Source organism: Photobacterium salinisoli, assembly GCF_003614885.1.
GTDB lineage: Bacteria > Pseudomonadota > Gammaproteobacteria > Enterobacterales > Vibrionaceae > Photobacterium > Photobacterium salinisoli.
In genome coordinates, this window is the sequence record NZ_QZMS01000016.1 from 24,489 (window position 1) to 44,766 (window position 20,278).

The following is a 20,278-nucleotide window of genomic DNA, read 5'->3' on the forward strand; positions in this document are numbered from 1 at the left end:
ACTCTCGCTTTAATTATCTTGCGGTTATTTTACCCTGTTCGACATGAAACATCTTGCCCTTTTCGGCCTTCATATCGCCCAGTTGCTCCTCGCTGATGGCACTGATGACCACCTGAGCCTGAGTATCGTGTAATCCCTTTGCCAGCAGTGCACGTTTGCTGCTGTCGAGCTCTGAGGCAAAGTCGTCAATCAGGTAAAGACACTGCTTGCCTGTTGCCTGACGAAGCTGCTGACCCTGTGCCAATCGCAGCGCACACATCAATAGTTTAAGCTGGCCGCGGGACAGGACATCGTCCACAGGCATAGCCGACACCTTGAGCCGCAGATCCGCTTTATTGGGGCCGCTGACGGTATAACCGAGCTGCAGATCCCGCTCAAAGTTGGCGGCCAGCAGCTCGCTGTAAGGGGTCGTTTTTTCCCAGCCACGGTAGTAGCCGAGCTGAATATCGTATTCCGGCAGAAAATCGCCACAGAAGGCTGTTGCCTGCTCACGCAGGGCATCGATGTAATCCCGGCGCCAGCCGTCAATCACTTCCGCCAGTTGTGCCAGTTCCTGATCCCAGTAACTGAGTTCACGGTAGCTGCGCGCGGTTTTCAGCAGCGCATTGCGCTGCCTGGTCAGCCTTTTTACCCGACTCCAGGCCTGATAAAACCGCGGTTCCACGTGAAACACCCCCCAATCGATAAACGCACGACGGTATTTGGGGCCGCCCACCATCAGCTCAAACCCTTCCGGGGTGATCAGCTGCAACGGCAGAATCTGCGCCAGCTGTGCCACTTTCTGGCCAGTCTGGCCGGCTATTTTAACCTGAGTCGTGCCATCCCGCTGCTTTCTGATCCCCAGCGGTCGCTCCAGATCACCTTTCAGTGCACTGTCCGCATGCACCCGGCCATGCAGTACCAGTTCATCCTGACCATGGCGGATAATCCGGCTGGTCAGGTGGCTACGAAAGGAGCGGCCATGGCCGAGAAAATAGATGGCTTCCAGTAAACTGGTTTTACCGCTGCCATTGGCACCGACCAGAAAATTGAACCCCTCCGAGAAGGTGAGATCGCAGGCCTCAAGATTACGAAAATCTTTAACAATGAATCGCGTTAACGCCATAGGTTAGAGCCGGATCGGCATAACCACGTACAGCGCATCACTGTCAGCGACATCTTCAATAAGGGTACTGGCGGTCGCATCCGTCATCGAAATACGCACCTGATCGCATTTCAGGGTATTGAGCACATCCAGGATATAACTGACGTTAAACCCAATCTCCAGCTCGTCGCCCTGGAAGTCGACATCCAGCACTTCTTCTGCTTCTTCCTGCTCCGGGTTGTTGGCCGTGATCCGCATTTCATTGTTGCTCAGGTTCACCCGCACACCGCGGAATTTCTCATTCGATAAAATGGCGGCGCGGGAAAAGGCCTGACGGAGTTCCTCGCAGCTGGCTTGCAAAAACTTGCTGCTGTTTTGCGGCAACACACGGCGATAATCCGGGAAACGGCCATCAACCAGTTTTGAGGTGAAAATGAAATTGTTCACCACGGCACGCAGGTTCGACTGGCCAATCTGCAGCACGACCTCGGCATCCGGGCTATCGAGCAAACGCATTAACTCCATCACCCCTTTACGCGGCAGGATAATTTGCTTGCCTGGCATGTCGCTCTCGGTCTCCACAGTGCAAACCGCCATACGGTGCCCATCGGTCGCCACAGAGCGCAGCTGTTTACCATCGGTTTCCATCAGCATACCGTTCAGGTAGTAACGCACATCCTGATTGGCCATGGAAAACTGGGTACTTTCAATCAGCTGGCGTAACTGGCCCTGTGCCAGATGCAGTTCAACATCGCTTTGCCAGTCTTCAATATTGGGAAAGTCGCTGGCCGGCAGCGTCGTCAGTGAGTAACGACTACGGCCAGAGCGCAGTAGCAGCCTGTCACCCTGCAATTCAATCTTGAGTTGCGCACTGTCTGGCAGGCCGCGGCAGATATCGAGAAATTTCCGGGCAGGCACAGTGGTCGCCCCCGGTTCCCAGTCGCCGTCCAGTGCCAGATTGGCCACCAGCTCCACTTCCAGATCGGTCGCAGTCAGAGACAGCTTACCCGCTTCTACCTGCAGCAACAGGTTGCCGAGGATAGGCAGTGCCGGACGGCCACCCAGGGCACCGTTTACCTGCTGCAGAGGTTTAATGAGATGTTCTCGTTCAACGGAAAATTTCATATTACGACGACAATGTCCTGATCAGGTTAGAGTAATCTTCTTTAATATCATGGCTTTCTTCACGCAACTGTTCGATTTTACGACACGCGTGGAGCACAGTAGTATGGTCGCGGCCACCAAATGCATCACCGATTTCCGGCAGGCTGTGGTTAGTCAGCTCTTTGGCCAGGGCCATCGCCATCTGACGAGGGCGGGCCACCGATCGGGAACGGCGCTTGGAGAGCATATCAGCCATCTTGATTTTATAGTACTCGGCCACTGTCTTTTGAATGTTATCAATTGTGACCAGCTTTTCCTGCAGCGCCAGCAAGTCACGCAGTGCTTCGCGGACAAAATCAATCGTGATGGCACGGCCGGTAAAATTGGCGTTGGCAATCACCCGGTTCAGCGCCCCTTCCAGCTCACGCACGTTCGAGCGCAGACGCTTGGCAATAAAGAAAGCCACTTCATCGGCCAGGCGAATGTTGTGGTCTTCGGCCTTTTTCATCAGGATAGCTACCCGGGTTTCCAGTTCAGGCGGCTCAATCGCCACAGTCAGCCCCCAGCCAAAGCGGGACTTCAGGCGATCTTCCACCCCGCTGATCTCGCGCGGGTAACGGTCTGAGGTCAGGATGATCTGTTGGTTACCTTCCAGCAGGGCATTGAAGGTATGGAAAAACTCTTCCTGCGAGCGCTCTTTATTGGCAAAGAACTGAATATCATCGATCAGCAGAGCATCGACGCTGCGGTAGTAGCGCTTAAATTCTTCAATCGCATTGTTCTGCAGAGCCTTTACCATGTCCTGAACAAAACGCTCAGAGTGCATGTAGACCACTTTGGCGTTAGGTTTGCGATCCGCAATGGCGTTACCCACAGCATGCAGCAAGTGGGTTTTACCCAGACCTGTGCCACCATAGAGAAACAAGGGGTTGTACGCCGCACCCGGGTTATCCGCCACCTGGCGGCAGGCGGCCAGCCCGAGCTGGTTCGATTTACCTTCAACAAAATTGTTGAAGTTATGTTTCGGGTTAACGTTGGAGCGGTAACCTTTTTGCGATTCCGGCTGAACCGGCGATGGGGCCGGCTCCCAGGTCGGTGACGGCGGATCGATTTTATCCCCGCTCACCACAGCGGCTGGCTGAGGCGGCGGCACAGTCACAGGCTTGCTGCCCACTTCAAAACGCAGCATTGGGGTATCAGCACCGCAAAATTCATTTAACAGGCGGTTGATACTATTGAGGTACTTATCCCGTACCCAGTCCAACACAAATCGGTTCGGGGCGAACAAGGTCAAGGTGTTGTCGTTTAACTCGGCCTGTAGCGGACGAACCCACATGCTGAATTCCGTGGCAGGGAGTTCTTCCTGAAGGCGTTGAAGGCACTGCAGCCAAAGCGAAGATGACAAGTTCGACTCCACATTGAATAACGAAAATACGAAAAGGGACGCAATTTTATACCTGCTGGCTTAGGATCTCCAGCAAAGAGATCCCAGATCCAGTGAATAAGATCTAAGTTATTCACACAGATCCCACAAGCCAGGGGCAGATCAGCACAGTTTAGCCTAGTCTTACCCACAGTTATTTGCACAATCAACAGGATCTTGAGGACAAAAACAGCAGATTGCCTATTAAAAGGCTATCATTTCATGCCTTATATAAGCAGCAGCCGCTTTTACCTGCACAAACTTTTCCGCTTCGCCGAGTAATAGCCCCTATAGTTATTACAAATAACTTTTGGTTATTTAAGCATTGTTCTTACTGACAAGTAGGATGATAGGAATCACCCTACAAAAACAACATCATCTCAGGAGTAGACAGATGAAAAACTGGGTTAAAGTTTCATTAACCGCCCTTACACTTGGTCTGAGCGTCAGCCAGGCAGCCATTGCTGCTACTGACGTTAAAGTCGGCATGTCTGGCCGCTACTTCCCGTTCACTTTCGTGAAACAAGATCAGCTGCAGGGATTTGAAGTCGATCTGTGGAATGAAATTGGTAAACGTAACGATTACAAAGTGGAATATGTTACCGCCAACTTCTCCGGTCTGTTTGGTTTGCTGGAAACCGGCCGTATTGACACGATTTCTAACCAGATCACTATCACTGATGAGCGTAAAGCCAAATACGTATTCAGCGACCCTTATGTGATTGACGGTGCGCAACTGGTGGTGCGTAAAGGTAACGAAAACATTAAGAGCACAGACGATCTGAACGGCAAAACCGTGGGTGTGAATCTGGGCTCTAACTACGAGCAACTGCTGCGTGGCCTGGATAATGCTGATGAAATTACCATCAAAACTTATGACACCGGCATTGAACACGATGTCGCGCTGGGCCGGACTGACGCCTTCGTGATGGACCGTTTGTCTTCTGTTGAACTGATCAATAAAGCAGGCTTGCCGCTGCAGCTGGCGGGGCCGACTTTTGAGCGCATTGAAAATGCCTGGCCTTTCCAGAATAACGAAAAAGGCCAGCAGTTGCGTGACGAAGTGAACCAGGCGCTGAACGCCATGCGTGAAGACGGCACACTGACCGAAATTTCACAAAAATGGTTCGGTACTGATATTACCCGCTAATTTGCAGTAATTAATCCTGCCATTTCAGGTCACCTTCCTTATACTAATACGTAATATCAAGACTCACCTTTAGGTGGGTCTTGTCACTTTCGTTATCAATACTCCACGGAACACGCATCCATATGGGCTTCGATTTTGAATACATGCTGTCGCTCATGCCTATTTTGCTCAAATACCTGAGCACCACCATGGGCATGGCGGTATGGGGACTGTTTTTTGCGCTGATCATCTCCGTCACCCTGGCTTTGGTTCGGGTTTATCGGTTACCTGTGCTGGATCAGCTCAGTCAGGTATATATCAGCTTCTTTCGCGGCACTCCCCTGCTGGTACAATTGTTTCTGCTTTATTACGGCTTGCCGCAAATCTTTCCTCCGCTGGTCGGCCTGGATGCATTCAGTGCTGCCGTAATAGGACTCAGCCTGCACTTTGCCGCCTACATGGCGGAAAGTATCCGCGCTGCCATTATCGGTGTCGACCATAGCCAGCGCGAAGCCAGCCTGTCTATCGGCATGACTGAAATGCAGGCCATGCGCCGTATCATACTGCCGCAGGCGACCCGGGTCGCGCTGCCGTCGCTGATGAACTATTTTATCGACATGATCAAATCCACCTCGCTGGCGTTTACCCTGGGAGTTGCCGAGATCATGGCCAAGGCGCAGATGGAAGCCTCCTCCAGTTTCAAATTCTTCGAAGCATTCCTGGCTGTCGCCCTGATTTACTGGGGGATAGTGGTGGTACTGACCCGGATTCAAAACTGGGCAGAAGTGAAACTTAACAGGGCATACGTACGATGATTGAGCTGCATAACTTAAGTAAACGCTTTGGCGATAACACCATTTTCTCGGGGATTGACCTGTCGATCAGCCAAGGTGAGATTGTCGTGATCATCGGCCCGTCCGGGACAGGAAAATCCACCCTGCTGCGCTGTATCAATTTTCTGGAACAGGCCAACACTGGCCATATGACCATTGACGGCATCCATGTTGAAACCCCGGTGGCGACCAAAAAAGACATATTGGCCATTCGACGCAAAACCGGCTTCGTGTTCCAGAACTATGCCCTGTTCGCCCACATGACGGCCCGGCAGAACATCGCCGAAGGCCTGATCACGGTCAAAGGCTGGCAGAAACAGGCCGCCAACGACAAAGCCCAACAGATACTCGATGACATCGGGCTGGGCGACAAAGGCGACAGCTACCCGGCAGCCCTGTCCGGCGGCCAGCAGCAAAGGGTCGGCATCGGCCGGGCCATGGCGCTGGAAGCCGAGCTGCTGTTATTTGATGAGCCGACCTCCGCGCTGGATCCGGAATGGGTCGGCGAAGTGCTTAACCTGATGAAAATGCTGGCGACACGCAACCAGACCATGCTGGTGGTGACCCACGAAATGCAGTTCGCCCGTGAAGTGGCCGACCGAGTGATCTTTATGGCCGACGGTGAGTTTGTTGAACAGGGATCGCCAGAAGCGATCTTTAACCATGCGCAGGATCCGCGCCTGAAAAAGTTCCTGCGCCAGGTGGGGATCCGGTAAGGATCCTTGCACTCCGCCCAACAAAACGTATAATTCAGCGCCCGGGCGCATCCTGACTGAAACAGGATAAAAACCGACCCACAGAGAGGGGGTAAAGATTGACTCCGAGCGGGTCAGTGATTACAATTCCGCCTCTTTGTGGACGTAATGGGTTTTTTTGAAGACCTTCCAGGGGTCCTTCGGGCAACCGGTTAACACAAAAACTTAAAACTGATCAGTAATTTTAAGGTAAAACCATGAAACGCACTTTTCAACCTTCAGTTCTAAAGCGCAAGCGTACTCACGGCTTCCGTGCACGCATGGCAACTAAGAACGGTCGCGCTGTAATCAATGCACGTCGCGCCAAAGGCCGCAAGCGTCTGTCTAAGTAATCATTGCGATTATTTTGACTAAGTACGCTTTTTCTCGGGAGTTACGTCTGTTAACTCCCGAAGATTATAAACATGTCTTCCAGCAAGCTCACAGTGCTGGCTCTCCTCACTTCACCATTCTGGCCCGCAACAATGACCTGAACCATCCACGGCTCGGTCTGGCAGTTCCTAAAAAACAAATCAAAACCGCGGTAGGCCGCAATCGGTTTAAACGCCTGGTACGGGAACGCTTCCGTCTCAAGCAACATGATCTGCCTGCGAAAGACTTTGTGGTGATTGCTAAAAAAAGTGCCAGTGAGATGAATAACGCCGATCTGTGTAAGTTGCTTGATAAGCTATGGCATCGCCTGTCTCGCCCCTCGCGTGGCTAGTCGTAGGACTAGTCCGCTTTTACCAACTGGCAATCAGCCCGCTGATCGGGCCGCGTTGTCGTTTCACCCCAACCTGCTCCCAGTATGCGATTGAAGCACTAAAAACCCACGGGGCAATAAAAGGTTGTTGGTTCACGGCGAAACGTCTATTAAGATGTCACCCTTTGAACAACGGTGGCTACGACCCCGTTCCGCCAACCCAGGATAACGACAGAGAACATTAACGATGGATTCCCAACGCAATATTCTGTTAATTGCCCTGCTGTTCGTGTCTTTTCTGCTGTTTCAACAGTGGAATACTGACACCAGCACGCAACCTCAGAACCAGACAGCTGCGCAAAGCGCGACGACCCAGGGCGACGTCCCGTCACACAGTGGCGAGAGTCAGACTATCCCAGGGCCTAGCAGTTCCGACAAGCTGATCCACATCCGCACCGATGTGCTGGATCTGACTGTTGATACTCTGGGTGGTGACATTGTTGAAGCCAGACTGCTGGCCTACAACAACGAACTGGATTCGAGAGATCCCTTCGTGCTGCTGAAAAACGAACCCGCGCACCAGTACATCGCACAGTCTGGCCTGATCGGCGCCAACGGTATCGACTCGACCGCCGGCCGTGCGCAACTGACCGCAACAGCGACTGACTTTGTGCTGGCCGACGGCCAGGACGAACTGGTTGTCCCGCTGACTTACAGCAAAGATGGTATCGAGTACACCAAAACCTTCACCCTGACGCGTGACAGCTACGCGGTGGACGTCTCCTACACCATCAACAACCAGTCTGACGCACCTGCCACAGTACAGATGTACGCGCAGCTGAAGCAAACTCTGCTCGATGACGGTGGCAGCCTGACCATGCCGACTTACCGCGGCGGTGCCTTCTCAGCGGACGACGAGAAATACAAAAAGTACAGCTTCGATGACATGGTCGATAAGAACCTCAACCTGAGCATGACACAGGGCTGGGCGGCCATGATGCAGCATTACTTCGTGTCAGCGTGGATCCCGCGCACCGAAGACACCAGCAATCTGTTCTCCCGCACCAGCCAGGGCCAGGGTTACATTGGTGTTCGCCTGCCAAGTGCGACTGTTGCACCGGGTACAGAGCAGACGCTGACAGCAACCCTGTGGTCAGGTCCTAAACTGCAGGACAAACTGGAAGCAACGGCACCAAACCTGAATCTGACCGCTGATTACGGCTGGTTGTGGTTCATCGCCAGTCCGCTGCACAAACTGCTGTCCATTATCCATGATTTCGTGGCTAACTGGGGTATTGCTATCATCATCCTGACGTTTATCGTCCGTGGTGTGATGTTCCCGCTGACCAAAGCCCAATACACCTCCATGGCCAAAATGCGCATGCTGCAGCCAAAACTGCAGGCAATGCGTGAGCGCTTCGGCGACGACCGCCAGCGCATGAGCCAGGAAATGATGGAGATGTACAAGAAAGAGAAAGTCAACCCTCTGGGTGGCTGTCTGCCGTTGCTGCTGCAAATGCCAATCTTCATCGCCCTTTACTGGGCACTGATGGAGTCGGTGGAACTGCGTCACGCACCTTTCTTCGGCTGGATCCATGACCTGTCTGCTCAGGACCCTTACTACGTGCTGCCTATCCTGATGGGTGTCACTATGTTCCTGATCCAGAAGATGAGCCCGACCACAGTTACCGATCCTATGCAGCAGAAGATCATGACCTTCATGCCTGTGCTGTTTACCGGTTTCTTCCTGTTCTTCCCGGCAGGTCTGGTACTCTACTGGCTGGTGTCGAATATCGTCACCCTGATTCAGCAGTACATCATCTTCAAACAACTGGAAAAGAAAGGCCTGCACAGCAAAAACGCATAAGCCAGTTTCTTAACTGACAGTTGACAAGGCGGCCAATATGGCCGCCTTTTTGTTGCCCGCTTCAGAGTTGGCTATCCTGATCAACACTGATTACAATAGCGCCCACGCTTAAAGACGAAACCTATCATGATGACTCAGACAACGGACACTATCGTCGCTCAGGCCACCCCTCCGGGCCGTGGTGGAGTCGGCATTATCCGCGTATCCGGCCCGCTGGCCGGCCTGGTGGCCGAAGCCGTGACCGGACGCAGCCTCAAGCCACGTTACGCCGAATACCTGCCCTTCAGGGCCGCAGACGGCACCGCACTCGATCAGGGCATCGCCCTGTATTTCCCGAACCCGAATTCTTTCACCGGTGAAGATGTGCTGGAATTACAGGGCCACGGTGGTCCGGTGCTGATGGACATGCTGATCAAACGCATCCTGCAAATCGAGGGCGTGCGTCCGGCCCGTCCGGGTGAGTTTTCCGAGCGGGCCTTCATGAACGACAAGCTGGATCTGGCCCAGGCCGAAGCCATTGCCGATCTGATTGACGCCAGCAGTGAGGAAGCCGCCAAGAGTGCCTTTCAGTCGCTGCAGGGCGCCTTTTCCCAGCGCGTCAATACGCTGGTGGAAGCCCTGATCCACCTGCGTATCTATGTTGAAGCCGCGATTGATTTCCCGGAAGAAGAAATTGATTTTCTCAGTGACGGCAAGGTCAGCGCCGATCTGGACAAGGTCATGGCAGAACTCAATGCGGTGCGCCGAGAAGCCAATCAGGGCGCGATTATGCGCGAGGGGATGAAAGTGGTGATTGCCGGCCGTCCAAATGCCGGCAAATCCAGCCTGCTCAATGCCCTGTCAGGCAAAGACAGCGCCATCGTCACCGACATTGCCGGCACCACCCGGGACGTGCTGCGCGAGCACATCCACATCGACGGCATGCCGCTGCACATCATAGATACCGCCGGCCTGCGCGATGCCAGCGACGAAGTGGAACGTATCGGTATCGAACGGGCGTGGGAAGAAATCCGCCAGGCAGATCGTGTGTTGTTTATGGTCGATGCCACCACCACGGATGCGACCGACCCGGCTGAGATCTGGCCGGATTTCATTGAACGCCTGCCCGACTCCATGGGCCTGACCGTAATCCGCAATAAAGTGGAGCTGACCGGTGAATCAACCGGCATTTGCCATGTCAACCAGCCGACCCTGATCCGGCTGTCGGCCCGCACCGGCGAAGGGGTTGACGACCTGCTCGATCACCTCAAAGCCTGCATGGGCTTTGCCGGCACCACCGAAGGGGGCTTCATGGCCCGTCGCCGCCACCTGGATGCGCTGGAACGTGCCGCCATGCATCTGGACACAGGAAAATCGCAGCTGGAAGGTTACATGGCCGGTGAAATCCTGGCCGAAGAACTACGCCTGGCACAGCAGCACCTGAGCGAAATCACCGGGGAATTTACCTCTGATGACTTGCTGGGCCGCATCTTTACCTCCTTCTGTATCGGTAAATAAAGCCAGCTATGCCAACCACACAGCCCTGCCAGACTGGCGGGGCTTTTTTTCACCTCATAGCCATGACTCAGTACGGTGATCCCGCTTTACCGTCGAGGCAGTGCTCCGGAAACAAGATCCTCGGATATCGGCAGCGATCAAAAGCCGTTGATAACTGCCACTTTAACAAGGATCAAGCACAGAGGATCCTTGGGATTAGCTGTTGGCAACTTAGCTAAAGCACTGAAATAAATAACAATAATGTGTTCATGGTATTATTGCCGGTTACCAGCCTCCTTTACACCCCAACCGGGAGCATGACGTCACGCAGCTCCGTCACAGCTCTGCGACGAGAAAAGGCAGGCAACAGACACATTTTTCCAGGGGTTTTCTTATCGCCAACTCAGAGTACAATTCAGCCATTCTGACATTTGTCTATATAAAGAGGCCCCTATGGCGACCATTACCCTAATCACAGGCAGCACTCTGGGCGGCGCGGAATATGTCGCCGATCACCTGGCCGAACTGCTCACTGACGCTGGTCACGACACCGAAATCCTCAACCAGGCAGCCCTGGATGCGCTTAATTCAGACCACATCTGGCTGCTGATTTGCTCAACCCATGGAGCCGGTGAATTCCCCGACAATATTCAGCCTTTTGTCAACCAGTTGAAAGATCAGCACCCCAACCTCAGTGCGCTCAAATATGGGGTGGTGGCCATTGGCGACAGCAGTTACGACACTTTCTGCCAGGCAGGTAAAGAGCTGGATCAACTGCTGGCCGACTTGGGCGCTCAACGTCTCGGTGAACGGCTCGACATCGACGTTTCTCAGGATCCTGTACCGGAAGACCCGGCCGAAATCTGGCTGGATAGCTGGAAAAACCTCCTTTAACCCTTCCCGACTGGCGAAATTTACTCCCAATTACGCCAGTTTTTTATTTTTCTTCTGTGTATAACTATAGATCTAAACGGTGATCAACCCTTTGTTATCCAATGAACAACTTGATCGACATTCTACCCCTGTGGATAAAAGGCCATTTAGATCCCAGGAAGTCCTTACGAAGATCCCACACACCTAACAAGAAGTGATCCTCCCTAACACCATGATCATTAGGATCAAAAGTCACTTATCCACATGATCGGGCGATCCTAATAGTAGATCCAATAAGAGATCTTCTTAAAAAGATCTTATATATATTTAGGATCTCAGCGCCTGATCATTTGATCGCCGACAGTGATTCTTTCTTGCCTGGAAACGAGGTAGAATATACCCCCTTTGCTTCAAGCAAATTGAATGGCTAATTGATCACCTGAGGTAATTTCATGTTTTACCAGGAAAATTTTGATGTCATCGTAGTTGGTGGCGGTCATGCCGGAACGGAAGCCGCATTGGCAGCAGCACGTATGGGTCAGAAAACCCTGTTGCTGACCCATAATATCGATACCCTGGGCCAGATGTCCTGTAACCCGGCGATTGGCGGGATCGGCAAAGGCCATCTGGTAAAAGAAGTGGATGCTTTGGGTGGCGTAATGGCACAAGCCATTGATAAAGGCGGAATTCAGTTCCGTACTCTGAATTCTTCTAAAGGCCCGGCAGTGCGTGCAACTCGCGCTCAGGCTGATCGGGCACTTTACAAAGCCGCGGTTCGTGAAGCATTGGAAAACCAGCCAAATCTGATGCTGTTTCAGCAGGCTGTTAACGATCTGATCGTCGAGCAGGATCGTGCTGTTGGCGTGGTGACCGAAATGGGCCTGAAGTTTCGTGCCCGCAGCGTGGTATTAACCGTAGGCACCTTCCTGGGCGGCAAGATCCATATCGGCCTGGAGAATTACAGCGGCGGACGCGCCGGGGATCCCCCGTCGATCGCTTTGGCGGATCGCTTGCGTGCCTTGCCTTTCCGTGTCGATCGTCTGAAAACCGGTACACCACCACGTATCGATGCCCGTACGGTGGATTTCAGCCAGCTGGAAGCACAGCATGGTGATAATCCGACTCCGGTGTTTTCTTTCCTGGGTAAACATTCGGATCATCCGCGTCAGATCCCGTGTTTTATTACCCATACCAATGAAAAAACCCATGATGTGATCCGCAATAACCTGGATCGCAGCCCTATGTATTCCGGCGTGATTGAAGGTATCGGTCCCCGTTATTGCCCGTCTATCGAAGACAAGGTGATGCGCTTTGCGGACAAAAACAGTCACCAGATTTTTATTGAGCCGGAAGGCCTGACGACGCACGAGCTGTATCCGAACGGTATCTCCACCAGCCTGCCGTTTGACGTACAGATGCAAATTGTCCGTTCGATGAAAGGCTTTGAAAATGCCAGCATTATTCGCCCTGGCTATGCCATTGAATACGATTTCTTCGATCCACGAGATCTGAAACCTACGCTGGAAACCAAATTCATCAGCGGTCTGTTCTTTGCCGGCCAGATCAACGGCACGACAGGGTACGAAGAAGCCGCAGCCCAGGGGCTGCTGGCGGGCATGAATGCCGCTTTGTTGTCGCAGGAAAAAGAAGGCTGGAATCCGCGCCGCGATCAGGCTTATCTGGGCGTACTGATTGACGATTTATCGACTATGGGTACCAAAGAGCCGTACCGCATGTTTACCTCGCGTGCCGAGTACCGTCTGTTGTTGCGTGAAGACAATGCCGATATTCGTCTGACCGAGCTGGGTCGTCAGTTTGGTCTGGTCGATGATGAACGCTGGTCCCGTTTTAATGAAAAAATGAACAGCATCGAGCTGGAGCGCCAGCGTCTGAAAGACATCTGGATCCATCCGGGTTCTGAGCACGCGGCGACGATCAATGACATTCTGAAAACTCCGCTGACCCGTGAAGCCAGTGGTGAGGATCTGCTGCGCCGCCCGGAAGTGACCTATGAGCAACTGACGGCTCTGGCACCGTTTGGCCCGGCCAGCGCCGATGCCGAAGCCAGCGAGCAGGTCGAAATCCAGGTTAAATACCAGGGCTATATCGACCGCCAAAGAGAAGAGGTGGAAAAATCCCTGCGTCATGAGCAGAGCAAACTGCCGGCTGAGCTGGATTACAAGCAAGTGAAAGGCTTGTCCAATGAAGTGATTGCCAAGCTGAACGACGCGAAACCGGCGACTATCGGCATGGCATCGCGTATCTCAGGCGTGACCCCGGCTGCGATTTCGCTATTGCTGGTATACCTGAAAAAACATGGCCTGCTGAAAAAAGGCGACTCGGAGGTGGCTGCGTGAAAGAGCGTCTGGCACAGCTGATTGCAAAAACTGAACTCAAGGTCACAGAACAGCAACTTGAGCAACTGGTGGGCTATGTTAGCCTGCTGCACAAGTGGAACAAAGCGTATAATCTGACGTCGGTACGGGATCCCAATGAGATGCTGGTCAAGCACATCATGGACAGCCTGGCCGTCAGTCCTTACCTGTCACAGGGAACGCGGTTTATTGATGTCGGTACCGGACCTGGCCTGCCGGGCATTCCGCTGGCCATCATGCTGCCCGAGAAACAATTTACCCTGCTCGACAGTCTGGGTAAGCGGATACGTTTTATCCGTCAGGTTATCCATGAACTGAAGATTGACAATGTCACACCTGTGCAAAGCCGGGTAGAGGCCTTTATCCCAGAACAGGGGTTTGATGCTGTATTAAGCCGGGCATTTGCGTCCATGTCTGATATGGTTAACTGGTGCCGTCATCTGCCTGCAGCGGAAGGCCAGTTTATGGCGCTCAAAGGCCAGGTTACTGAAGAGGAACTGACAGAACTGCCGAGCTGGTGTTCTGTGAGTGAGGTCAAATCTTTGCATGTCCCCGACTTGGAGGGGGCGCGTCATTTAGTACTCTTGACGGCAAAGGAATGAATTAACGAGGGTGTTTCGTGGGAAAAGTCATAGCTGTTGCCAACCAAAAGGGTGGTGTGGGTAAAACCACAACCTGTGTCAATTTAGCTGCGTCACTGGCCGCCACCCAGCGTAAAGTGCTGGTGATTGATCTCGACCCGCAAGGGAATGCTACCATGGCCAGCGGTGTCGACAAGTATCAGGTTGATGCCACGGCCTATGAGCTTCTGGTCGAAGAAACCCCGTTTTCAGACGTTGTGATCACCGAAAATGCCGGTGGCTATCACCTGGTAGCCGCCAACGGTGATGTCACTGCTGCCGAAATCAAACTGATGGAAGTGTTTGCCCGTGAAGTGCGGTTACGTACCGCGCTGGAACCGGTGCGGGATAAGTACGATTTTATTTTTATCGACTGTCCCCCTTCCCTCAACCTGCTGACCATCAATGCGATGACAGCGGCGGATTCTGTTCTGGTGCCTATGCAGTGCGAATATTTCGCCCTGGAAGGCCTGACGGCCCTGATGGACACCATCAGCAAGCTGGCAGCTGTAGTCAATGCCGATCTCAAGATAGAAGGCTTGCTCCGCACCATGTATGATCCGCGCAACAGGCTGGCGAATGAAGTATCCCAGCAACTGAAGAAGCATTTTGGTGACAAGGTGTACCGCACCGTGATCCCACGCAATGTGCGTCTGGCCGAAGCCCCGAGTCATGGCTGTCCGGCCATGTACTACGATAAGACCTCCAGCGGTGCCAAGGCGTACCTGGCACTGGCCGGAGAGATGATTCGTCGTGAGGAAACCACGCGGGAACCTGCTCAGGTAGAGGCGTAAGCAAGCATGACCATGAATAAACGAGGCCTGGGAAAAGGCCTTGATGCACTGCTGGCCACCAGTTCGGTGGCCCGTGAGAGGCAACAAGCCGCAGAGGCTGTCAGCAAGGAAGAAACGGTACCGGCCGAAGGCGCGCTGCGCGAACTGCCGGTCAGTCAGCTGCAACCGGGTCAGTATCAGCCTCGTCAGGATATGTCAGCAGACGCCCTGGCGGAACTGACTGATTCTATCCGCGCTCAGGGGGTGATCCAGCCAATCGTGGTTCGCCAACTGGCCCCGCAACAGTATGAAATCATTGCCGGCGAACGTCGCTGGCGGGCGTCACGCCAGGCTGGCCTGTCTAAGGTTCCCTGTCTGGTCAAAGACGTGGATGATCGCGCCACTGTCGCGATTGCCCTGATTGAAAACATCCAGCGTGAAGATCTCAATGCCATTGAGGAAGCTCAGGCGCTGGAGCGATTGCAGAATGAATTCTCCCTCACCCATCAGCAAATTGCCGAAGCCGTCGGCAAATCCCGTGCTGCTGTGTCTAACCTGCTGCGTTTAAACCAGCTGGAGCCACAGGTTAAGCGGTTGCTGGCCCAGCGGCAGCTGGAAATGGGTCACGCCCGTGCATTGCTGTCACTGGTTGCTGAACAGCAACTGGAAGCGGCTCACACCGTCGTGGCGAAATCTCTGACGGTAAGGGATACCGAGCGTTTGGTGAAAAAACTGCTCACCCCTGCCTCTGAGGTAGCCCCTGTCTCTGTCGATCCCAAGGTTGAAGCGATGGAAAATCGTCTGAGTGAGCAATTTGGCACTCAGGTTGCGATTAATCAAAGCAAAAGCGGCAAAGGTAAAATAATCATAAATTTTGACGAGCCCCAGAAGTTACAGCAACTTTTGGCAATGTTAAGTTCAGAAGTGTGACCGGATTCTTACTATTTTTGCCGTAAAAATGACCACTGCGTGATCGGGATAATGTGTTATAAATTCTAACTGTTTTTTTATTGTGATTAGATTGCATTCAATCTAATGAACCGTATAATTTTCGCAGTTTTCCCAGCACGACGTATGTGTAGTGGAACGGACTCGAGGAATGAATACATGGTTTCGACGCTAGTCAGGCCGGGACGCCAATTGGCGAAGCGGTTGTTGTTACTACAATCTGGCGTCGTTTTGACAACGGCAATCATGGCAGTGTTTGCTGTCAATGTTGACTGGGGAATCTCTGCACTTATCGGTGGCGGCATCTTTGTGATAGCTAACGCCGCTTTTTCTGTGTGTGCTTTTCTCTTCGGCGGGGCCACGAAGGCTCGTCTGGTGATGGCGTCATTTTACGGCGGAGAAGTGCTGAAAATCCTCATTACAGTCATCTTGTTTTCCCTTGTCTACCTGTATGTCGAGGTGGAACTTGTTCCCCTCAAGCTGACCTATTTGCTGGCTCTGGGTATTAATATCTGTGCGCCGGTTTTATTCATTAACAACAACAAATAGGATGAGTTATGGCTGCGCCAGGTGAAGCGCTTACACCTTCCAGTTACATCACTCACCACCTGACAAACTTATCAACCGATAAGCTGGGTCTGGTGGCCGAGGGAAGTTTCTGGGCGGTACACATCGACAGCCTTTTCTTTTCTGTGTTGACAGGGGTGATCTTTCTGGGATTGTTCCGTCTGGCAGCGAAGAAGGCAACCTCAGGGGTGCCGGGTAAGCTACAGTGTTTTGTGGAAATAATGGTGGAATTCGTTGACAACAGCGTTAAAGAAACCTTTCATGGCCGCAACGCGCTGATAGCTCCGTTAGCTCTGACGATTTTCTGCTGGATTTTCTTGATGAACGTCATGGACCTGGTTCCAATCGACTTCATTCCGTATCCGGCGGAGCATTGGCTTGGTATTCCTTATATGAAGGTTGTACCGTCAGCTGATGTTAACATCACCATGGCAATGGCGCTGGGTGTCTTTGCATTGATGATCTACTACAGCATCAAGATCAAAGGCCTGGGCGGTTTTGCCAAAGAACTGGCACTGCACCCGTTCAATCACCCGGTCATGATTCCGTTCAACCTGCTACTGGAAGTAGTTTCGCTGCTGGCGAAGCCTATTTCTCTCGGCATGCGTCTGTTCGGTAACATGTTCGCCGGTGAGGTGGTGTTTATTCTTATCGCGGCGCTGATGCCGTGGTGGGCACAATGGCTGGGCTCGGTTCCGTGGGCAATTTTCCACATCCTGGTCATTACGATTCAATCTTTCGTCTTTATGATGCTGACTATCGTGTACCTGTCTCAGGCTCACGAAGACAATCATTAATACGTAAACAATTTTATTTTTTATTTACTGGCATTTAGGCCGACAACAATAAACTGGAGATAGTGATGGAAACTTTACTAAGCTTTTCTGCAATTGCCGTGGGCATCATTGTAGGTCTTGCTGCCCTGGGTACTGCGATTGGTTTCGCCCTGCTGGGTGGTAAGTTCCTTGAAGGCGCTGCTCGCCAACCTGAAATGGCTCCTATGCTGCAAGTTAAGATGTTCATCATCGCAGGCCTGCTGGATGCGGTTCCAATGATCGGTATCGTTATCGCTCTGCTATTCACATTCGCTAACCCATTCGTTGGACAACTGGCTGGTTAATCCACGAACGTAACGGACCCATAGCTACCCTGTTTAAGGAGATGCCGTTGTGAATATGAATGCAACATTACTGGGTCAGGCTATCGCGTTTTTCCTGTTTGTGGTCTTCTGCATGAAATATGTATGGCCACCAATTATGGAAGCGATTGAAGAGCGTCAGAAAAAAATTGCTGACGGTTTGGCAGCAGCGGATCGCGCTGCCAAAGATCTCAACCTGGCGCAGGCAAATGCTTCTGATCAACTGAAAGAAGCAAAACGTACTGCAACTGAACTGATTGAGCAAGCTAACAAGCGTAAAGCTCAAATCATCGAAGAGGCCAAAGCGGAAGCAACGGCCGAGCGTGAAAAAATTCTGACTCAAGGTCGTGCTGAAATTGATGCAGAACGTAATCGCGCGCGCGATGACCTAAGAAAACAAGTTGCAACTCTGGCTGTGATTGGTGCTGAGAAAATCATTGGGCGTACTATCGATAAAGACGCTCATGCTGATGTTCTTAACAAAGTCACTGCAGAACTGTAATAGAAGGGGCAAGCACCATGTCGGAAATGACTACTATCGCACGCCCCTACGCTAAAGCAGCCTTTGATTATGCGGTTGAGAAAGGTGAGCTGGCCCAGTGGTCAGAAATGCTCACCTTTGCTTCGGAAGTCGCTAAAAACGACACCATTCTGGATGTACTGGATGGTGGTTTTGCGGCGGACAAGCTGACGGAAATCTTCCTGTCGGTTTGCGGCGAGCAACTCAACGACGCCGGCCAGAACCTGATTAAGGTCATGGCCGAAAACGGACGCCTGAAAATTCTTCCTGAAGTCTGTACTCAGTTCCTGTTCTTGAAAGATGAACTGGAAAAAACCATCGAAGCCAATGTGATCTCTGCGGTCACCCTGGACGAAGGTCAAATGAGTGCAATCATCAGTAAGCTGGAACAGCGTCTGGCGCGCAAGGTTAAGCTGAACTGCAGTGTAGACGAGACCCTGATTGCCGGGGTTGTAATTAGAGCCGGAGACTTAGTCATCGATCAGTCAGTACGAGGCAAACTTGCCCGTCTGAACGATACTTTGCAGTCTTGATTTGGGGAATTGGAGCATGCAACTTAATTCCACGGAAATTAGCGCACTGATCAAGCAACGGATTGAAAATTTCAACGTTGCCAGTGAAGCGCGTAACGAAGGCACCATCGTTTCTGTAAGCGACGGTATCATTCGTATCCACGGCCTTGCAGATGTCATGCAAGGTGAAATGATTGAACTACCAGGCGGCCTGTACGCACTGGCACTGAACCTTGAGCGTGACTCGGTAGGTGCTGTTGTAATGGGTCCATATGCCAGCCTTCAGGAAGGCATGAAAGTGACCGCAACCGGTCGTATCCTGGAAGTGCCTGTCGGCCCTGCCCTGCTGGGTCGTGTTGTTAACACTCTGGGTGAGCCGATTGATGGTAAAGGTCCGATTGAGACCGATACTTTCTCTCCGGTAGAAGTGATCGCACCGGGTGTAATCGACCGTAAATCTGTTGACCAGCCTGTTCAGACTGGTTACAAGGCGGTTGACTCAATGATTCCAATCGGCCGTGGCCAGCGTGAGCTGATCATCGGTGACCGTCAGATTGGTAAAACTGCCCTGGCGATCGATGCCATCATCAACCAGAAAAATTCTGGTATTTACTCTATCTATGTAGCTATCGGCCAGAAAGCGTCCACTATCGCCAACGTGGTTCGTAAACTGGAAGAGCACGGTGCACTGAAGAACACTATCGTTGTAGTGGCGTCTGCTTCTGAAGCGGCAGCTCTGCAATACCTGGCACCTTACTCTGGTTGTGCCATGGGTGAATACTTCCGTGACCGCGGCGAAGATGCACTGATCGTATACGATGACCTGTCTAAGCAGGCTGTGGCTTACCGTCAGATCTCTCTGCTGCTGCGCCGTCCACCAGGCCGTGAAGCTTTCCCTGGTGACGTTTTCTACCTCCACTCCCGTCTGCTTGAGCGTGCTGCGCGCGTGAGCGAAGAGTACGTAGAAAAGTTCACTAACGGTGAAGTGAAAGGTAAGACTGGTTCTTTGACTGCTCTGCCAATCATCGAAACTCAGGCGGGTGACGTTTCTGCGTTCGTACCGACTAACGTAATTTCGATCACCGATGGTCAGATCTTCCTGCAAACAGAACTGTTTAACTCTGGTATTCGTCCAGCGGTTGACCCAGGTATCTCTGTATCGCGTGTAGGTGGTGCTGCTCAGACCAAGATCATCAAGAAGCTGTCTGGTGGTATCCGTACTGCACTGGCTCAGTACCGTGAACTGGCGGCCTTTGCCCAGTTCTCCTCTGATCTGGACGACGCGACTAAGCGTCAGCTGGACCACGGTCAGAAAGTAACTGAACTGATGAAGCAGAAGCAGTACTCGCCAATGTCTGTTTTCGAGCAGGCCCTGGTGATTTTCTCTGCTGAGAAAGGTTACCTGAAAGATGTTGAGCTGACTAAGCTGGCAGATTTCGAAGCTGCGTTACTGTCTTACGCCAAGAGTCAATTTGCTGAGCTGGTAGCTCAAATTGATGAAACGGGTGCGTGGAACAATGAAATTGAAGCCCAGTTCGCGAAACTGGTTGAAGATTTCAAAGCGACCCAGACTTGGTAATTGGTTGGTGATCGCATGCG

At 52.4% G+C, this 20,278-nt stretch carries 22 protein-coding genes; 19 read left to right on the plus strand and 3 right to left on the minus strand.

Annotation, left to right across the window (positions count from 1 at the left end):
* Positions 1 to 13: 13 nt before the first annotated feature.
* Genes recF through dnaA form a run of 3 tightly spaced genes read right to left on the minus strand, consistent with a single transcriptional unit; the run spans position 14 to position 3,593 of the window.
* On the minus strand, positions 14 to 1,105 hold the full coding sequence (recF, locus tag D6M16_RS21015) for a DNA replication/repair protein RecF (RefSeq protein ID WP_120513841.1): 1,092 nt from the start codon (positions 1,103 to 1,105) through the stop codon (positions 14 to 16).
* A 3-nt stretch (positions 1,106 to 1,108) separates the two neighbouring features.
* On the minus strand, positions 1,109 to 2,209 hold the full coding sequence (gene dnaN, locus D6M16_RS21020; RefSeq protein ID WP_120513842.1) for a DNA polymerase III subunit beta: 1,101 nt from the start codon (positions 2,207 to 2,209) through the stop codon (positions 1,109 to 1,111).
* Between the two features lies 1 nt (position 2,210).
* Positions 2,211 to 3,593, minus strand: a complete 1,383-nt coding sequence (gene dnaA / locus D6M16_RS21025) for a chromosomal replication initiator protein DnaA (RefSeq protein WP_120513843.1) — start codon at positions 3,591 to 3,593, stop codon at positions 2,211 to 2,213.
* 412 nt (positions 3,594 to 4,005) lie between these two features.
* On the opposite strand from dnaA, the gene D6M16_RS21030 reads away from it, so the two are divergent.
* From D6M16_RS21030 to atpA, 19 genes are all read left to right on the plus strand, one after another.
* Positions 4,006 to 4,761: an amino acid ABC transporter substrate-binding protein gene (locus tag D6M16_RS21030; protein WP_120513844.1), complete on the plus strand. Its 756-nt coding sequence runs from the start codon at positions 4,006 to 4,008 to the stop codon at positions 4,759 to 4,761.
* 122 nt (positions 4,762 to 4,883) lie between these two features.
* Positions 4,884 to 5,555 (plus strand): amino acid ABC transporter permease, encoded by a 672-nt coding sequence (locus tag D6M16_RS21035; protein WP_120513845.1) that lies wholly within the window; start codon positions 4,884 to 4,886, stop codon positions 5,553 to 5,555.
* A complete protein-coding gene (locus D6M16_RS21040; RefSeq protein ID WP_120513846.1) occupies positions 5,552 to 6,289 on the plus strand; it encodes an amino acid ABC transporter ATP-binding protein in 738 nt (245 codons plus the stop codon). Before D6M16_RS21035 ends, D6M16_RS21040 begins: the two co-directional genes overlap by 4 nt.
* Positions 6,290 to 6,525: 236 nt before the next feature.
* Positions 6,526 to 6,660, plus strand: a complete 135-nt coding sequence (rpmH, locus tag D6M16_RS21045) for a 50S ribosomal protein L34 (protein WP_081669218.1) — start codon at positions 6,526 to 6,528, stop codon at positions 6,658 to 6,660.
* Positions 6,661 to 6,674: 14 nt separating this feature from the next.
* Positions 6,675 to 7,031 (plus strand): ribonuclease P protein component, encoded by a 357-nt coding sequence (rnpA, locus tag D6M16_RS21050; protein WP_120513847.1) that lies wholly within the window; start codon positions 6,675 to 6,677, stop codon positions 7,029 to 7,031.
* A complete protein-coding gene (gene yidD / locus D6M16_RS21055; RefSeq protein ID WP_081669217.1) occupies positions 6,998 to 7,255 on the plus strand; it encodes a membrane protein insertion efficiency factor YidD in 258 nt (85 codons plus the stop codon). The genes rnpA and yidD overlap by 34 nt, the downstream gene beginning before the upstream one ends.
* 2 nt (positions 7,256 to 7,257) lie before the next feature.
* A complete protein-coding gene (yidC, locus tag D6M16_RS21060) occupies positions 7,258 to 8,877 on the plus strand; it encodes a membrane protein insertase YidC (RefSeq protein WP_120513848.1) in 1,620 nt (539 codons plus the stop codon).
* A 129-nt stretch (positions 8,878 to 9,006) separates the two neighbouring features.
* Complete coding sequence (gene mnmE / locus D6M16_RS21065) at positions 9,007 to 10,374, plus strand: tRNA uridine-5-carboxymethylaminomethyl(34) synthesis GTPase MnmE (protein ID WP_120513893.1); 1,368 nt, start codon at positions 9,007 to 9,009, stop codon at positions 10,372 to 10,374.
* A gap of 432 nt (positions 10,375 to 10,806) precedes the next feature.
* Positions 10,807 to 11,247 (plus strand): FMN-binding protein MioC, encoded by a 441-nt coding sequence (gene mioC, locus D6M16_RS21070; RefSeq protein ID WP_120513849.1) that lies wholly within the window; start codon positions 10,807 to 10,809, stop codon positions 11,245 to 11,247.
* Positions 11,248 to 11,678: 431 nt separating this feature from the next.
* Positions 11,679 to 13,583 (plus strand): tRNA uridine-5-carboxymethylaminomethyl(34) synthesis enzyme MnmG, encoded by a 1,905-nt coding sequence (mnmG, locus tag D6M16_RS21075; RefSeq protein WP_120513850.1) that lies wholly within the window; start codon positions 11,679 to 11,681, stop codon positions 13,581 to 13,583.
* A complete protein-coding gene (rsmG, locus tag D6M16_RS21080) occupies positions 13,580 to 14,203 on the plus strand; it encodes a 16S rRNA (guanine(527)-N(7))-methyltransferase RsmG (protein WP_120513851.1) in 624 nt (207 codons plus the stop codon). Before mnmG ends, rsmG begins: the two co-directional genes overlap by 4 nt.
* Positions 14,204 to 14,220: 17 nt before the next feature.
* On the plus strand, positions 14,221 to 15,015 hold the full coding sequence (locus tag D6M16_RS21085; RefSeq protein WP_120513852.1) for a ParA family protein: 795 nt from the start codon (positions 14,221 to 14,223) through the stop codon (positions 15,013 to 15,015).
* A gap of 12 nt (positions 15,016 to 15,027) precedes the next feature.
* Positions 15,028 to 15,924 carry a ParB/RepB/Spo0J family partition protein gene (locus D6M16_RS21090; RefSeq protein WP_120513853.1) on the plus strand — a complete coding sequence of 299 codons (897 nt, stop codon included), beginning with the start codon at positions 15,028 to 15,030 and terminating at the stop codon, positions 15,922 to 15,924.
* A 177-nt stretch (positions 15,925 to 16,101) separates the two neighbouring features.
* Positions 16,102 to 16,491 (plus strand): F0F1 ATP synthase subunit I, encoded by a 390-nt coding sequence (locus D6M16_RS21095; RefSeq protein WP_027251736.1) that lies wholly within the window; start codon positions 16,102 to 16,104, stop codon positions 16,489 to 16,491.
* Positions 16,492 to 16,499: 8 nt separating this feature from the next.
* Positions 16,500 to 17,306 carry a F0F1 ATP synthase subunit A gene (gene atpB, locus D6M16_RS21100; RefSeq protein WP_120513854.1) on the plus strand — a complete coding sequence of 269 codons (807 nt, stop codon included), beginning with the start codon at positions 16,500 to 16,502 and terminating at the stop codon, positions 17,304 to 17,306.
* Positions 17,307 to 17,371: 65 nt separating this feature from the next.
* Positions 17,372 to 17,629, plus strand: a complete 258-nt coding sequence (atpE, locus tag D6M16_RS21105; RefSeq protein ID WP_005302247.1) for a F0F1 ATP synthase subunit C — start codon at positions 17,372 to 17,374, stop codon at positions 17,627 to 17,629.
* Between the two features lie 49 nt (positions 17,630 to 17,678).
* Complete coding sequence (atpF, locus tag D6M16_RS21110) at positions 17,679 to 18,149, plus strand: F0F1 ATP synthase subunit B (protein ID WP_027251734.1); 471 nt, start codon at positions 17,679 to 17,681, stop codon at positions 18,147 to 18,149.
* 17 nt (positions 18,150 to 18,166) lie between these two features.
* Complete coding sequence (atpH, locus tag D6M16_RS21115; protein ID WP_120513855.1) at positions 18,167 to 18,700, plus strand: F0F1 ATP synthase subunit delta; 534 nt, start codon at positions 18,167 to 18,169, stop codon at positions 18,698 to 18,700.
* Positions 18,701 to 18,716: 16 nt separating this feature from the next.
* A complete protein-coding gene (atpA, locus tag D6M16_RS21120; RefSeq protein ID WP_120513856.1) occupies positions 18,717 to 20,258 on the plus strand; it encodes a F0F1 ATP synthase subunit alpha in 1,542 nt (513 codons plus the stop codon).
* Positions 20,259 to 20,278 lie beyond the last annotated feature (20 nt).

Coding starts and splice junctions, on each gene's coding strand:
- atpA (WP_120513856.1), top strand. CDS start 18,717: ATGCAACTTAATTCCACGGAAATTAGCGCACTGATCAAGCAACGGATT.
- atpH (WP_120513855.1), top strand. CDS start 18,167: ATGTCGGAAATGACTACTATCGCACGCCCCTACGCTAAAGCAGCCTTT.
- mioC (WP_120513849.1), top strand. CDS start 10,807: ATGGCGACCATTACCCTAATCACAGGCAGCACTCTGGGCGGCGCGGAA.
- D6M16_RS21035 (WP_120513845.1), top strand. CDS start 4,884: ATGGGCTTCGATTTTGAATACATGCTGTCGCTCATGCCTATTTTGCTC.
- recF (WP_120513841.1), bottom strand. CDS start 1,105: ATGGCGTTAACGCGATTCATTGTTAAAGATTTTCGTAATCTTGAGGCC.
- mnmE (WP_120513893.1), top strand. CDS start 9,007: ATGACTCAGACAACGGACACTATCGTCGCTCAGGCCACCCCTCCGGGC.
- yidC (WP_120513848.1), top strand. CDS start 7,258: ATGGATTCCCAACGCAATATTCTGTTAATTGCCCTGCTGTTCGTGTCT.
- atpB (WP_120513854.1), top strand. CDS start 16,500: ATGGCTGCGCCAGGTGAAGCGCTTACACCTTCCAGTTACATCACTCAC.
- D6M16_RS21090 (WP_120513853.1), top strand. CDS start 15,028: ATGAATAAACGAGGCCTGGGAAAAGGCCTTGATGCACTGCTGGCCACC.
- rpmH (WP_081669218.1), top strand. CDS start 6,526: ATGAAACGCACTTTTCAACCTTCAGTTCTAAAGCGCAAGCGTACTCAC.
- atpE (WP_005302247.1), top strand. CDS start 17,372: ATGGAAACTTTACTAAGCTTTTCTGCAATTGCCGTGGGCATCATTGTA.
- D6M16_RS21030 (WP_120513844.1), top strand. CDS start 4,006: ATGAAAAACTGGGTTAAAGTTTCATTAACCGCCCTTACACTTGGTCTG.
- mnmG (WP_120513850.1), top strand. CDS start 11,679: ATGTTTTACCAGGAAAATTTTGATGTCATCGTAGTTGGTGGCGGTCAT.
- dnaN (WP_120513842.1), bottom strand. CDS start 2,209: ATGAAATTTTCCGTTGAACGAGAACATCTCATTAAACCTCTGCAGCAG.
- D6M16_RS21040 (WP_120513846.1), top strand. CDS start 5,552: ATGATTGAGCTGCATAACTTAAGTAAACGCTTTGGCGATAACACCATT.
- D6M16_RS21095 (WP_027251736.1), top strand. CDS start 16,102: ATGGTTTCGACGCTAGTCAGGCCGGGACGCCAATTGGCGAAGCGGTTG.
- yidD (WP_081669217.1), top strand. CDS start 6,998: ATGGCATCGCCTGTCTCGCCCCTCGCGTGGCTAGTCGTAGGACTAGTC.